The sequence below is a fragment of the Colwellia sp. MT41 genome (assembly GCF_001444365.1).
GTDB classification, from domain to species: Bacteria; Pseudomonadota; Gammaproteobacteria; order Enterobacterales; family Alteromonadaceae; genus Colwellia; species Colwellia marinimaniae.
This window is the reverse complement of the sequence record NZ_CP013145.1, coordinates 325,329-340,047: the sequence shown is the minus strand read 5'-3', so window position 1 is coordinate 340,047 and position 14,719 is coordinate 325,329. Positions and strand designations below refer to the sequence as shown.

Sequence of the window (14,719 nt, the reverse complement as noted above, 5' to 3'; positions counted from 1 at the left end):
ACCTTAACTAAGATTAACTAACCTTGCTGTTATTTAGCATCTCGATATCCGCTCTGGCTTCATCTAATGCATGTTGAACAGTCAAAAACTTTTTAATGGCATTATTCTTCTCCGCCGTTACTTTCTGCTCACGTGCTCTACTCTCAACCAATTGCTGTTGAGTTTTTGTCAATGTAGCCATCAAATTAGTAATATCATTGTTTTTAGCATATTTTTGCTCGTCTCTCGCATTGACGAAATCATCATCGGCCGAATTTAATAGCTGCTTAGATTTAAAGCTTAAATAATTCACAGCAAGGCGAACAATAAAAATTAAACCGGTAAGCAGAAACACGACAATATATTGATTATCGTCAATAGAAGACAAAGCGGCGGCCACTTTAGTAAAAAAGTCCCCCTGAGCATTAATAAAATGCGTAAATAACTGATTATGCCAAGCAAGCCAAGTAATCATATAGATGACGATAAAGCTAGGAGCAGGGTGTTGGCTCTCAGTAAAGCTGAGCATTGCTTTGAGGGTTTTCTTATTAATCACAAAAAGTCCTTATTTAAATTTGATTATATCTTCAACTTACCAGGCTAATACCACCAAGACATACTAGACAAGCTATCATGTACTCTCAGGCTTAGCTTCACTACTTTCTCGCCTTTGTTGACATAGCTCAACAACGTGGTGTTTATCTTGCGTGGAATAACTACGCCAAGCCACTATCTCATCAATGTGCCGAAAACAACCCAAACAAATATCATCACCATCTAAGCAGCAATTTCTAATACATGGGCTGTCTGTTAACATTATTTGCTTATTATTACTCACAATGTTCCTTTTGATTTGATTACTTTATGATAAAAATATTACTAAGCGATGGCCTCTGCATCTTGACTGATCGCTTGCACCGCTTGTTTAGTTTTACTTAATAGATTAATTTGTCTTTGCGCACTGTTATCTAATTCTTGATTACTTAGCAAGGTCTGCCAACGCTGACATAGTTGCAATAAATATTCTGCCGCAAGTATTTTACCGTTAACCCCTAAGGCTTGAATAGCTAGTGCAACGTTTTTATCATCGTTCATGGTAAAGGCTTGACTTAATTGCGCCACTAATTCGCTATTTTCTGCGGTATATTCCTCTAGCATATAAAGCGCTATCTCAGCCGTGCCTTGATGTTGCACATAACGGTCAAAATTAAAACTTGGCGAATCGGCCATTGTCGCTGACAAAGTACTTTCAGCTTGTTGGTCGCTAAAGGCAAAGCTTTTAACCGGTATTACTTGGCTTTTATTGTTGCTACTGAATGCGTCACTGACCTGCTCGTTGAGCCAAGGTTGCATGGCGATAATTAAGTCATCGATACTACTGTTGGCAGTTAACTCACCAACAAGCCAGTGAGCATAAGCCTCAGTTTTATTAGCTAAAACAACTGAGCTGTCCAAGCTAAAAACGCCTCTCTTTAAGGCAAGATTTTCCGAGGTTTTGTCACCTTCGTCCACCATAAAATGGGTAAAAGCCTGACAGTTGATTTCTGTCAACAACACAGCAAAGCGACCACTTTGCCAATTTTCTTGTAACATCAATTCGCAACTAACAAAAGTCGTTTGTAAGCCCATAGCTTGCAACAATTGTTGCAAACGTTGATATTTATTAGGACTTTTTACCGCCAGCAACACCTCTATAGGCATAGCAATATATTTAGCGGCTAAGGCTGTACAAGCTTGTTCAATACCTGTTACATACCCGGGTAATGACAATATCGGATGACTTTCTTGCTGTTTACTGTTGGTAACCGCTAACGGCAGAGTGAAACTGAGCTGATAACCTTGCTCAGTTAAATTTGCACTGACATTATGACCATGCTGGTAGCGTAATAAGCTATTAAAATACTCACCAATTTCACTTTGCTCGGCGCTTTCATCATTAAAGCTTTGCAGTACTGGCGGCAGTTGCCTAATTTCACCAGTAGCATTGACATGACCGGTAAAACATATTTCCTCTTGGCCATTATTTTTATCGACTAAGCGCAAGTTTAGCGCTAATTCACTCTCTGTTTTCTGGGAAAATAACAGGCGGATAAAAATGCGAAACATCTCGACAAAGAGTTCTGCATCTAGGTTTACTTCAGCAATAATATTTTTATCAAGATTCAGTCGTAAGGTGTTTTTATCGAGTAATAACTTATTCTCTAGATTAAATAAAACAGCCTGAATTAGAGCAACCAGATTGACATCGCTCAAGGTCAGTACCGCGTCACTACTTTGCCAGTAACGATAACAACTAGCTTGTCTTAACTTTCGAACTAGGTCTCGCCCTTGCTGGTGAGCATGATACAAATAATTTTCTTCCGCACCAGGCTCATGTTCACTGCTAGTGTGAATGGTGGCGCTACTGCCTAATAGTACTAATTGTTTTATAACGGTTGAGTACAGAGTTTTACCACGTTGTTGTTCAAGCAATATTTGTATTTGATAATCTTGCGAAGTCTTAACCTTATTCAGCGCTAATTCGAGCTTTAATTGCTCTTGTGTAGCCTTATTATTAACAATTAACTCTTCAAGTTGCTGATTTTTATCACTCAGTGCTAGATACTCTATCTCGCTATAATTACTAGCCTTTATTTGTTGTATTTTCTTTATCAGTTGCTCAGTTTCCTCAGTAGCAAAGCGATATTTATTAAACGCCATAGCGTTGCTGCTATCATTTATGGGCAACTGCGCACCATCTAAGGCGCGACCAATACAGTTGACACTGTATTGGTTAACCAGCTTGATTTTTATTCGAACTAAACACAGCAAGACAAAAATGCTCGCTAAGCTAGCAATAAATACGCATAACTGCCATATGGATAATTGCTTGTTCGTGATAACGTCTATATCTGCACTTACATTATGATTAATTACTGGATTAGCTAAGACGCTAGCAAGAATACGGTGTAGTTGTTGCTGCTGGGAGACGAGTTGTTGCTGATAGTCAGCCATTAAGCGTAAAGAGCCTTGCCACTTTACCAACAAACCCGCGGTTAAAATTAGGTCTTCAAAACGAATAAGATCTCGAACAATATCGGCCAAACTCTGCCTCTCACCCGGCTGATTCGCTATTTTCTTGGCATAATCAGTAACAAAGATTTCATCTACTTTCTGGCGTAACTGCTCGAATACCCCAAGCGAAGTTTGTAAATTCAAGGGCATTAGCATAGTAACTATGCTGGTTAATTGCTTTTCTACTTTCGATAATAATTGTACTTGATGAGAGTCAAGGTATTGATTAGTTAATTGAATTGCTAGGGCATCAAGTAAGGTATCAAGTTGAATTAAAGTTTTATTTTTTAAGCGGGTATTACTTGGTTGGCTAGCTTCAATGCGGGTAATGAGATTCGTGACAACATTATTTTTGGAAAACCATTGTTGGTAAGTATTTTTATACTGAGATTGTAATAAGGACAACTTTTTACTTTGCAAAGAAAGTTGTTGTTGCAAGGGCATTAATTTATCTGCATTAGCGTTTAGCAATATTTCATCAATAAGCTTATTCGCGTTGATCAGGTAGGTTAGTTGTAAAAACTGATTTTGTAATGGTAGTAGCTGTTCCGTTATTAACGCATGGGATTGTTTAGCTTGTTGAGATGCAAACCATAGTGCAGAAGATAATGCGGCCACAACAAGCAAGAATATGGCCAAAAAATACACGGTGAAATATTGATAAAATGACTTATTAGCTATTTTACTATCTTGCTCAAGTACTTGCTTACCCGGTAAGTTGTTAGTATTTTTATCCGTTTTATTGGTAGTCATTATTCATCAACATAGTTCAGCTCCATTGAACGATATTTTATACCATATAGCCTAGTAAGACATTAAGCTTTGCTACTTTTGTTTAGTCTTTTTTAACGCTTTTTTTTACTGACCCATGCCCATTCCATCTGACACTCTATCGGTGTTTGTCCCGATTCATCCTTAATGGTTACAGGCACCAAGACACTACCTTTATCCTCACGTTCAATGAGTTCAATCTGCTCAGCAGTTAATTGCGCCACAGCAGTTAAACTACCTTGCATACGTCGTTGATAATTTACTTGCATTGACTTTAATAATGGTAACTTTGAGTTAGGTACATTCATACCAAAAACAATACCCGTTGCTGACTCTGCTAACACCGCGGCAGCGATTGCATGTATGCCACCAATATGATTTTGCACATTTTTTTTATTAGCTAAAGACAACTGAGTTTTATGCTTAGTGATCTCAATAATCTTAATACCACTGGTCCCGGCAAATTTAACTTTGCTGGTGAATAACTTTGTTAAAAGAAATGAACGCATAAAGCTAGGGGCTGAGTTGATTTTTGATACTATATTATTAAACTGGTTAGCCATAAGTAGAGTCTTTCATAAATTAATTGATATTGGCATTGTTATCCATACTGGTCAGACCTGCAAGTAAATTATTATATTCAACTGCTAGCTATGATCCACAAGCTCAAAATCAAATTAACCGTGGCAGCAAGAGTAAAACTTACTGGTCTAATAACCCCTGCAGTTGCTTAAGGTAAAACTCGGAAAACACCTGAATGCCATGCTGGCGCAGTAGCTTGGTAGTAATACCTTCGCCAACAATCTTTTGCTGACTAAAGGAACCATCATAAATGGTATTGCTACCACAGGATGGACTCGATTCTTTTAGTAAGGCAAAACGAATATTATGCTGCTGGCATAACCTTAAAGCTTGCTGAGCTCCTTGTGAAAATTGTTGACTGACATCAACTGAATCAATGGTAATCACTTGCAGTGTTTTTGGGTTTATTTCTGCTGGCGGCCTTGGCACAGGTAAACCTGATATAACCTCAGGGCATACGGAAATTAACCGGCCTTGAGATTGCCATTGGCTTAGCAATTGACTTGCTAAAGCTTTTACTTCGCCGTTATAGCGTACTCTTTCACCTAGAAAGCAGGCACTGATCAAAATCTTATCAAAACATTGTTTGTTGCTGGCCATTACTTACCTCATGCCGAGTGCAGCTTAGCTAAATATTCGGTATTTTTGCTATCTCGCCAAGAGAAGCAAGTTTTTCTCGATCAGCGGCAATGTATTCTTGGTAGCCGTCATTTTCAAAATTAACGCTTAGATGCTTTGCTTGCCATGAAAACAACTTAATACTCTGTGACCTTGTTAAAGGGAACACAATGAAGCACTCTATTATCTGATCGTATATAGCTAATTATACGATGAAAGTTTGATGTTAATCAGAGAGTTTGATAAAAAAAATCCACGACAAGTTAGTCTAATTTTCATATACTCAAGACAGAATTTTATCTTTGTAACTCAAGTATCATGCTAGCATTTTACCTTGGTTACAAATACCTTTGAACCAAAGAGAGTGAAACTATGAATAAACTTATGCTTGCTGTGGCAACAGCAACAGTTATGATGGCATCTCCTGTATTTGCTGGCGACGCAGCAGCGGGTAAAGCAAAATCAATGATGTGCGCGGCTTGTCACGGACCTGCCGGTATTTCTGCAGTACCAACTTATCCTAACTTAGCCGGTCAAAAAGAAGCTTACCTTGTTAAGCAACTTACCGACTTTAAATCAGGCAAACGTAATGACCCAGTTATGAAAGGTATGGTTATGGCGCTTTCTGCTACTGATATAGAGAACTTAGCGGCTTACTACGCTAACCTGAAATAAGCTTTCACTTTTTCAAATCTGGTAAAAGTCCTGTAAAAAGCCCCAGTTTAACTTAATTAAACTGGGGCTTTTTTGTAGGTGACATTTAGTAGTTCATTCTGAAGAATATCGAAAATTCTCCAATTTCAACTTCATTTAAAATATTAGTCTTAGCAATTCATAGTTACCCATACCCTGCCAGTTGATAAATTGTAGTTACTTCAACTCATACGTTAACAATATCGGTGTTTCAATTAGCTTTATTTCAGGCATCGAGTAGGGTGAGGCTCATGCCTCATCCCTCTCACAGAACCGTACGTACGGACCTTGTATACGGCTCATGCAATTTACTATTTCTCATCAAGCTAATAATAAGAAGCAAGAACTCCTGTCTTCACTTCATCTATCTGATATAAGCCGATTTCTTTAAACCATTTGTTTGGCATTGCGTAGTTTGCTAGTGGACTCTTGGCACTTCGCCATGAGTTCATCTTGATAAACTTAAAGGGTGGCTTGAACTTTAACTGCTTTAATCGCCGATGTAATTTCATCGGCTTTTTCCACAACCTCAGTTGTACAGCCCTTAATCGTCGCCTGAGCCAAGCCGACAGTTGTTGTAAAATTGAGCTTATATTCGCTATCTTAAAGTAATTTACAAAACCTCTTAGCACTGGGTTGAGTCTTTTTAGCACTGTCACTAAATTACCTGCTCCATTACGCTTGGTGAGTTGCTTCACTTTTACTTTGAAGTTGTTGAGTTTCTTTTCTTGAATACGGGTGTAATTGCTGCCAATTATCACTCCTAAGAATTTTATCCCCGTGTCGCTATGTGCTATATGGGTCTTACGCTCATTTATTTTAAGTTTCAGTGTTACTTCTAGATAGTGGCTCGCTACTTTTAATGCGTTCTCTGCCCCTGCTTTTGAGGTGCAGAAAATCAAGATGTCATCCGCATACCGCACTATCCTGTGCTGCCTGCTCATCATTTCTTGGTCAAATTCATCTAAATAGATGTTTGATAATAGCGGACTAATAACGCCTCCTTGTGGACTACCAAGTTCACTACTTTCAAACGTTGAGCCTACCATTACACCACTGTTGAGAAACTGTTTTATCAAGTTTAATATACTGCCGTCTGTGATGCGCTTTCTTACGAATTTTAAAATTAACTCGTGGTCGAGTATGTCAAAACATTTCGACAAATCCATATCAACAACGTGACGCTTGTTATACCTGCGTATAAATAACGTCGCTTTGCTGATCGCTTGATGACAGCTTCGCCCCACACGATAGCCATAACTTGATGGATGAAAGTGCGGGTCAAATATCGGTGTCATGATAGTCGATAAACATTGTTGAACAATTCGGTCTCGAACCGTTGGAATGCCCAGTAAGCGTTTGCCGCCATCGTCTTTGTCGATTTCAACACGTTTTACTGGTTGCGCTTGATAGCGCTTTTCTTGCAGTTCAAGCAATAATTGGTTGAGTTCTTTTTCCAAATTTTGGGTGAAATCATCGATACTCTGTCCGTCAATACCGGCAGCGCCTCGATTCTTTTTCACTTGTTTGTAAGCCATATAAAGCGCTTGCAGTGATAACATGCGTCCATAAAGACTAAAATGTACTCTCAAATTACTGTCTCACATCACTTGGGATTAGCTTCCTTTACATCGGTTAGGTTTGTTTCATTATCGCGGTAAGCCTTCTAGCGAGAGAAATTTTATTCTCTATTATTGCAATGTACTTAACCGCCTTTATTTTGCCTCTAGTAAAGAGAAATAATTACTCCCCGTGTCCAGTTCCATTCTCAGCCTTGATTTCACCCTTAGCAAATTAAGGAGACCTTGCCTTATTAGACAACTCGTAGACCCGATACAAATCCCACTATTCTTGAGTGATTTATAAATCACTTCCCCCCTTCGCAATCAATGAAAGCTTTTAACTCAAATTGACCCTATCAAACACAATGCTGATAGTCGGCTTGGTTTTATCCTCCACACCATTACTGGCTGTCATCGGCCTAGCCTTACTCACTACTACGGGTTCATCTGCCACCTCACACTCGCAAAATTCTTGAGTCACCTCTTGAACAATACGTCCAACCATTTTTGATCAAATCATTTTGATTGGATACAATGCAAGGCTTCCCCAGTTACTGCACTAGCTCCCCGATAGATATGCCACCCTCAAGCACAGCATTGGTCTGACTAAGAATAGGGCTTCGCGCTATTATGGACGCTTACCCACCAATACCGCCGAAACAGGTTACGGTTAGTTGTGTACATCTATCTTCCTATGGCTTCCTTCAGACCCTATCGTTAGCCAATAACGCCCTTGCCATTCAGATTATCTTCCCCTTAGTCAGGGTGATCAGGCTTCTTTCAGCCTGTCGGGTTTGCCAGCTTCGCTGGGCAAACATAAAAAAACCTCCAACAGGAGGTTTTCTCGCTAAATATTAGTTGATAGTTAAATCATTTAATATTTAAGTCATTAAGCAATATTAAACTTTACGACGTGCTGCGCCAGCTAAACCCATAAGAGCTAAACCGAAAAGAGCAATTGAAGTAGGCTCTGGGATTGAATCACCAGCAAAAGTAGCACTACCAATATTTGTATTTATACCTGAAGAAAAAGCAGCTGAAATAACAGCTACATCAGTGCCACCTTTCATAGTGTTGGTATTAAAGTTACTGTAAACTGTACCAGCGATATCTACTGCGTTGAAAAAAACATCATAATCAACTGAATCGGCATCAGCTGAATGAGTAGCTGTATCAGCTTGTAATCTTAACCATAAACTACTAGTACCTGTAACCGTATTATTCACAATAAAATCTAAATTGCCACCATTTAATAAATCTGAATACTCAAATGTAAGTACACAGGTATTAACCACTGTACAGTATTCGCCTCCAGACTTACCATTAAATGAAGCTATGACACCTTTACCAGAAACTACGCCATTCTCATCTACTTGCTGGTAAAGTCCGCTAGCAATAAAGTCTTGACCATAGGTAAAATTCGAATGACTACCAACATAATCAGGATCCCAAGTAATACCACCTGAAGAAACTGGTGATGCAGATGCACCGAAGCTTGCTAACGCGATTGCTGCTGTTGCTGCAAAAGTTTTTAATAAATTCATGAAATTTCCTTTTAGATATTCGGTTTAATGTGTAATTCTAACAGCACTAAAGCACTTGTTGTGCCAACTTGATATTTATTTAATTTCCCCTTAAAAATCAATAGATAAACAATGGCGCATTTTATGCGGTTAACAAGAAAATAACAGAGTGTAAAATTTCCTGACAACAAACTTATCTCACTTTCAATTCAATCATCGGCTATTCAACAAGCTTTTTCAATTTCGCTATTTTGATATTTAATTCACTATCATGGGCACTTAAGCCAAGCAACACGTCCTTGGCTACTTCCGGTTGTTTAGTTGCAATATAAGCTTCCGCTAAGGCAACTTTAGCATTAACGTCTACTGAGCCGCTTTTATCTGCAGCGATCAACACCTCAATAGCTTGTTGATAATTTTTATTAGCTACTAAAATCACACCATAGCTTTCTTGTAAGAATATTTCATTTGGGGCTATAGCAAGAGCTTGTTCAATATGCAGCTGTGCATTAACAAGATCATTAATTTGATATTCTATCCAAGCTAGGTTATTTAATGCGGCAATGTTATCTGGTTGAACCTTTATCATATCTAGGTAGGTAGAGATAATTTTGGTTGATTTATTTTTATCTACATTATTAGTACCATACAGCTCCGCTAGTAACATTCTTACTTTGTTATCATTAGCATTCTTAGTTAAATGACTTTCTAGCGCCTTTTCAGCTTCATCCCCTTGCTGAGAAAATTGCAACGCTCTCGCTAAGTTAACCACATTGTTGGCATTTGGCATCTTTTTATACGTTTCACCATATAAGTTGATGGCTTGTTCATAATCCTTCTCTATCATGGCAATTTTTGCTTCAGTAGCAATCATTAAAAAATTTGAAATACCTTTTTCTTTTAACAACTCCAACTGATTTTTAGCTGCTTTTTTATTATTATTTTCAAGCTCTAAATACGCCAATGTTGTCATTAGATTATTATCATGAGGGAAATCTTTATTAGCTTGTTTAGCTATTACCAACGCGTTGCCATATTTTTTTAATTTTTCTAATGCGCTAATATAACCAACCCGAAGAATGTAGCTATTAGGGGACACTTTCACTGCCTTTTTATAGGTAGCTAATGCATAATCATCTTGCTGATTATATGTGTAACTGTTTGCTAATATTATCCAATAACGAGATGGTAAGTTTTTTTCATTTTGAATGCTTTCTAACAACTTAATAGCAGCAGGTAGCTGATTATTAACGCGTAAGTTTTGTGCTAAACCGATAACAAGGTTTTTATGAGTATTACCATTTAGTTTATTTTGATCATGTAAGGCACTTAAGAAAGAAATGGCAATTACTGTATTTTCATTTTTGGTTTGTAAAACACCATAGCGGCGAATAGCATTATGATGATTAGGGTTTAATTCTATTACCTTCTCATAACCCTCGATGGCACCCTCTGTTTGTTTTTTAAACTCATATACTGCGGCTAAACTATAAAGAGCACTAATATTATTTTCGTCTAGTGCTAGTGCCTTATTAAAATATGCTTCGGCTTCAGTCACTTTCTCTTGATTAGAAGCAATCAAGCCAGATAAAACATTACCCGATACTTGATATTCGTCACTCGCTAACCATTTGGTTGCAATAACCTGTGCCTTACTAATTTCATCCCCTTGAATATACTGGCGTGCCAATGCAAACTCAGTTTCATGTAAGCTGGGATCAATACTGATCGCTTGTTCTAATGACTTAATACCAGACAAGTCTCCTTGGCTAAGTAGAAGTGCTCCTTGGTTTACTTTAATTCTAGCGTTGTTAGGCGAAACTTGACCTGCTTTGTTTAGCAATAACTGGGCATTGGTATAATCACCAATTTTCATTAATTCTAAACTGGTTATGTGTAATAAATCAGCATCACTTTCACTATTTTGTAAGGCATTTAGTCTAGATACAGACGAGACTAAATCATCGGTATGACCGAGTTTAATTTTAATTGATAACAAAATGACATTAATGGGGTGGGTTATCGGTAACATACCCTCTAAAGCAATTAAATAATCATAAGCCTGCTCTAACTCATCCAGCTTATATGAGCTAACTCCGGCAACCATTTTAGCGACCACAAAACTTTCATCATAACCTACGGCTTGGCTCGCATACCCCCTAGCAGCCATATAATTGCCATGGTGGAATTCAATCTGCGACTTATATTGCAAGGCAAGTGGTGATTGTTTAAAGTGTTTTAATAATTTATCCGTAAGCACATTAGCCTGGTCAAATTTTTCAGCTTTGATTAAGGTATTCACTTGGAAAAACTTTATATTATGATCAAGTGGGTAAGCAGTTAAGTAGCGAGTAAAAGCCTGGCTTGCTTGCTCAAAATCTTTTGCGGCAAAATACAAATAGCCTTGTAATAACAAGGCTTCGACAAAATCTCCATCTGTTGCTAACAAGGTATTGATCTGCGCTAGACCTTCAGCAAACTTTCTTTCACTATAGAGTAAATAAACACTAGCCAGTTGACTAAAAGCTTCATTTTGATTAATCGCGGCCGCTTGAGCAAAGTAATCCTGTGCTTTAGTTACTTCTCCCTCTGCTAAGGCACTCATGCCAGCAAAAGTCAAAATCACTATATAGTCATTATCATTAAGATCTTCACTTGCTTTGACCAATTGTTCAACGTCAGAAAATTTATCTAATCGTGTTTTTACTTGCGCAAGTAAGGCCGCTGTTTGGCTAAAGCTTGCGCCAAGCTGTACCGCCCTATCTAATTCTTTTTCTGCACTAATATAATTACCTTGATTCAGGTATGCTTTGCCCAACCCTAATCTAGCATCCGCATCTTTAGGCGCTAATCGCACCGCATTTTTATAATCTATAATAGCCGTGGCATATTTTCCTTGCTGGCTAAACGCATTGGCACTGGCCATCAATTGTTCAGCCGTTTTTTGCTCACTACAAGCACTCAGATTAAGCGCCAAGGCTAATGCTGATGTTATCATTATTTTATTCATGAAAAAATCCTTTATGAAATTCGAACCGAACGGTTCAGTTACCGTAGAATAGATTGATAAATCAGCCAATATACTGGTAACAATAAAATAAAAGCGACAGCTAACACAGTCGCTTATTGGCAAGGCAAAACAATTATAATCGTGCTAGTATTTTTGCTTTTTTCTGGGTTTGCTCATCTGTTTCTGGCAATGTTTTACTTAACAAATCTTTTGCTTCATTTTCTCGACTATTGGCAATAAGTGCTTCGATGTAATTAAGTTGAATATCAATGTCTTGCCCTTTAGTTAAATCAAAGGCTTTACTGGCATATTTTAACGCCGCTCTTTTATCACCCGATTTAAGCAGTACTTTTCCGTAGGTATCAGCAACATTTGGAATATGAGGCGCTAGCGCAAAAGCCTCTTTAGCATGCATTAAGGCTTTATCTAATTTGCTCTGCTCTAAATACAGCCAAGCTAAATTATTATGGGCTATAACATTGTTAGGTTGTTTTTTAACAACATCAGCATAAACCGCGATAGCTTTATTAGTATCACTTTCAAGATAGATACCCGCCAGCATAGTTTTAATACGATTTTCATGCGGCTCGACGGTTAAATGATGCTCTAATACTTTGGCGGCTTTAGGCTCGTCTTTATTGCCCATATAAGCACCCGCTAAATACACAGCATTTTGACTACTCGGGTAAACTTGATAGAGCTTAGTTAATTTTACTATCGCTTGGTCATACTTCTCTTCTAGCAGTAGAATGCGACCAAGAAAACCTTGTTTTAAAGCATCATTGATAGCGCTAACTGCTAATGTTTTATAGAGAGTTTTAGCTGGCATAATTTTTTTACTATTAAGCAGTAACTGCATCTTCACCAGTTGTAATACCAAATGATCTTGATGGTAATCTAAGCCCCGTTTAATTACCTGCAAGGCACGCTCATTATTACCACGGTTAGCATGTAAATCGGCTAATAACACTACCGGCTCTATATGGTATGGACTGGCTTTTAACCAACGTTCTAAAGCCGATTGAACTTTCTTAACGTCATGCTGTTTTCTATGGTTAAATACCACCAATTGCCAATAGCGTTTTGGTAATTTTGGCGTATCAGCTAAGTTAGTTAGTAAATTTTCGGCTTGCTTATATTGCGCTAAAGTCACCATAGCTTCAGCCACTAATACTGCTTTTTTAATATCGCTGTTATCCGCTTGATAGGCCAATTGTAATTTTTCTAAGGCCATGTCATTACGGTAGATACCAAAATAATGGCGTAATACCTTGTTGTTACTTGGCGCCAATGTCATTAAATAATCAACACGCTGTTTACTCAATGACTCATTTTTTTGTTGACGAGCTAACCTCAGTTGCTCAGTGAGGGCAAAAATATTGTCAGGCGCTAAAGTTAAGCTTTGTTTTAACGATTGTTCTGCTTGTTGATATTTTTTTTCTTTTATGGCAATACTTGCCATTAAGTTATAACCACCCGACTTTTCAGGATATTTTTCCTGCCATTTTATCGCTATCTCACGCGCTTGCTTAATATCATTATTATGTAGCGCCGCATAAGCTAACGCTAACTCAGCCTCAATAAAGCTTGGGTCTAGTTTAACCGCATCTTGCAAGTCCTGGATGCCTGATGGATCATTCATCATTAACTTTAAAATACCCTTCCTAGCGTTATCAGCTGCATTAATAACAGTAGAAGCCTCATGCTGGGCCAGTATTTTTTTTGCTTCACTCGTTGCACCTAACTCTAGTAGCTTATAACTTAAGGAAGAGATAAATTGAGCATCACCCGCTTGGTTTACTGAAAAGTCACCCACAGTGGCACTTATCTCGCCCACTAAGCCTAGCTCTAACTGGGTAACAGCCAACATGCGTCTAGCTTGGTGCTCTTTAGGTAAGTATTTAACCACCATGGTCAAATGATGATGACTCTGTTGCCAGTTTTTTAAATAAAAGGCACTCGCCCCCGCCACTAACCTTAAGTTAAACTGATTAAAATTAGCCGATAAAGCCCTTTCCGCATGTTCACTGGCTTTAGCAAAATCTTTACCATTAAAAGCAACCATGGCTTTAATATAATGGGCAAAAGGCTGACTATCAATTTTGGCTAATATACCATCAGCATACTTTTCAGCGGCTTTATCTTGACCCGACTTAAGTAACGCATCGGCTAACAATAATTGCACAATACCTGAACGTGGCTGTAAATTTAAATAGCTTTCAAAACTTAACGCCGCTTGTTGATAGTCTTTAGTCACCATGGACACTTGTCCTTGCAACATAAGCGCATCAACTTGCTCGGCATCTATGGTTAATATCCGTGAAATTAAGGTTTTCACTGCATCATTGTTGTTTTGAGACAGCTCTAAATAAGCCAAAGCCAACATACTATATAAACTTTGTTGGGCAATAGACTGCGCTAAAGTGGCACTATCTGTTGCCTGTTCAGCTTGCTCACTACGCAATGCCGCCAGTGTTTTATAAGCTAAGTAATGGCTGTGTTCTTCATTAGCCAACTTTGCGGCCTGCTCACTTAACGCTAAAACATCGGCGTCACTGTCCGTTAATATATACGCGCGGGCAAGTAATGGCAGCACTTTATTAGCGGCATAGTTAAACTGTTGGGCTCTTTCAAGTTCCTTTACTGCAACAAGGCCATCGCCCAAATTCAAATAAATTTGACCTAAGATAAAACGCGCTTCCGCATTTTTACCATCCGCACGAATAGCATTTTTTAATTCAATAATACTTTCATTTATTTGCTTGTTACTGAGATAACTTTTAGCACTTTCTAGGTGATATTCAACTGAGACTTGCTCACTACAGGCGCTGAGTGCCAGAGTGATACTTAAACAGAGGGAGGCTTTTACAAATTTCATGTCGAGAGTCCTTTTGCTATTATCATTATTATTAAAGCTAATACCTTAA

General features: G+C 38.2%; 11 protein-coding genes. 1 reads left to right on the top strand and 10 read right to left on the bottom strand.

Annotated features, from left to right (window positions below; genetic code table 11):
* Positions 1-13 precede the first annotated feature (13 nt).
* The 6 genes from CMT41_RS01450 to CMT41_RS18890 form a co-directional block, all read right to left on the bottom strand.
* Complete coding sequence (locus tag CMT41_RS01450; RefSeq protein ID WP_232299994.1) at positions 14-535, bottom strand: hypothetical protein; 522 nt, start codon at positions 533-535, stop codon at positions 14-16.
* 75 nt (positions 536-610) lie between these two features.
* Positions 611-796, bottom strand: coding sequence for a DUF1289 domain-containing protein (locus CMT41_RS01445; RefSeq protein ID WP_057179417.1), 186 nt, complete (start codon positions 794-796; stop codon positions 611-613).
* A gap of 62 nt (positions 797-858) precedes the next feature.
* Complete coding sequence (locus CMT41_RS01440) at positions 859-3,786, bottom strand: hypothetical protein (RefSeq protein ID WP_058026152.1); 2,928 nt, start codon at positions 3,784-3,786, stop codon at positions 859-861.
* 92 nt (positions 3,787-3,878) lie between these two features.
* Positions 3,879-4,367: a DUF4442 domain-containing protein gene (locus tag CMT41_RS01435; protein ID WP_057179392.1), complete on the bottom strand. Its 489-nt coding sequence runs from the start codon at positions 4,365-4,367 to the stop codon at positions 3,879-3,881.
* 139 nt (positions 4,368-4,506) lie between these two features.
* A complete protein-coding gene (locus tag CMT41_RS01430; RefSeq protein ID WP_057179391.1) occupies positions 4,507-4,986 on the bottom strand; it encodes a DUF523 domain-containing protein in 480 nt (159 codons plus the stop codon).
* Positions 4,987-5,014: 28 nt separating this feature from the next.
* Positions 5,015-5,173 (bottom strand): hypothetical protein, encoded by a 159-nt coding sequence (locus CMT41_RS18890; RefSeq protein ID WP_157447780.1) that lies wholly within the window; start codon positions 5,171-5,173, stop codon positions 5,015-5,017.
* 203 nt (positions 5,174-5,376) lie between these two features.
* Here CMT41_RS18890 and CMT41_RS01425 point away from each other — a divergent pair, with 203 nt between their 5' ends.
* Entirely contained in the window at positions 5,377-5,679 is a 303-nt protein-coding gene (locus tag CMT41_RS01425) for a c-type cytochrome (RefSeq protein ID WP_057179390.1), read from the top strand.
* 344 nt (positions 5,680-6,023) lie between these two features.
* Here the strand turns inward: CMT41_RS01425 and ltrA are convergent, their stop codons facing one another.
* From ltrA to prsT (CMT41_RS01405), 4 genes are all read right to left on the bottom strand, one after another.
* The gene (gene ltrA / locus CMT41_RS01420) at positions 6,024-7,235 is read right to left on the bottom strand and encodes a group II intron reverse transcriptase/maturase (protein WP_232299993.1); all 1,212 of its coding nucleotides are present in this window, start codon (positions 7,233-7,235) and stop codon (positions 6,024-6,026) included.
* Positions 7,236-8,158: 923 nt separating this feature from the next.
* Complete coding sequence (locus CMT41_RS01415; RefSeq protein ID WP_058026150.1) at positions 8,159-8,803, bottom strand: PEP-CTERM sorting domain-containing protein; 645 nt, start codon at positions 8,801-8,803, stop codon at positions 8,159-8,161.
* A gap of 199 nt (positions 8,804-9,002) precedes the next feature.
* Positions 9,003-11,792, bottom strand: a complete 2,790-nt coding sequence (gene prsT, locus CMT41_RS01410; RefSeq protein WP_058026149.1) for an XrtA/PEP-CTERM system TPR-repeat protein PrsT — start codon at positions 11,790-11,792, stop codon at positions 9,003-9,005.
* Positions 11,793-11,925: 133 nt separating this feature from the next.
* Positions 11,926-14,670, bottom strand: coding sequence for an XrtA/PEP-CTERM system TPR-repeat protein PrsT (gene prsT / locus CMT41_RS01405; RefSeq protein ID WP_058026148.1), 2,745 nt, complete (start codon positions 14,668-14,670; stop codon positions 11,926-11,928).
* Between the last annotated feature and the right edge of the window lie 49 nt (positions 14,671-14,719).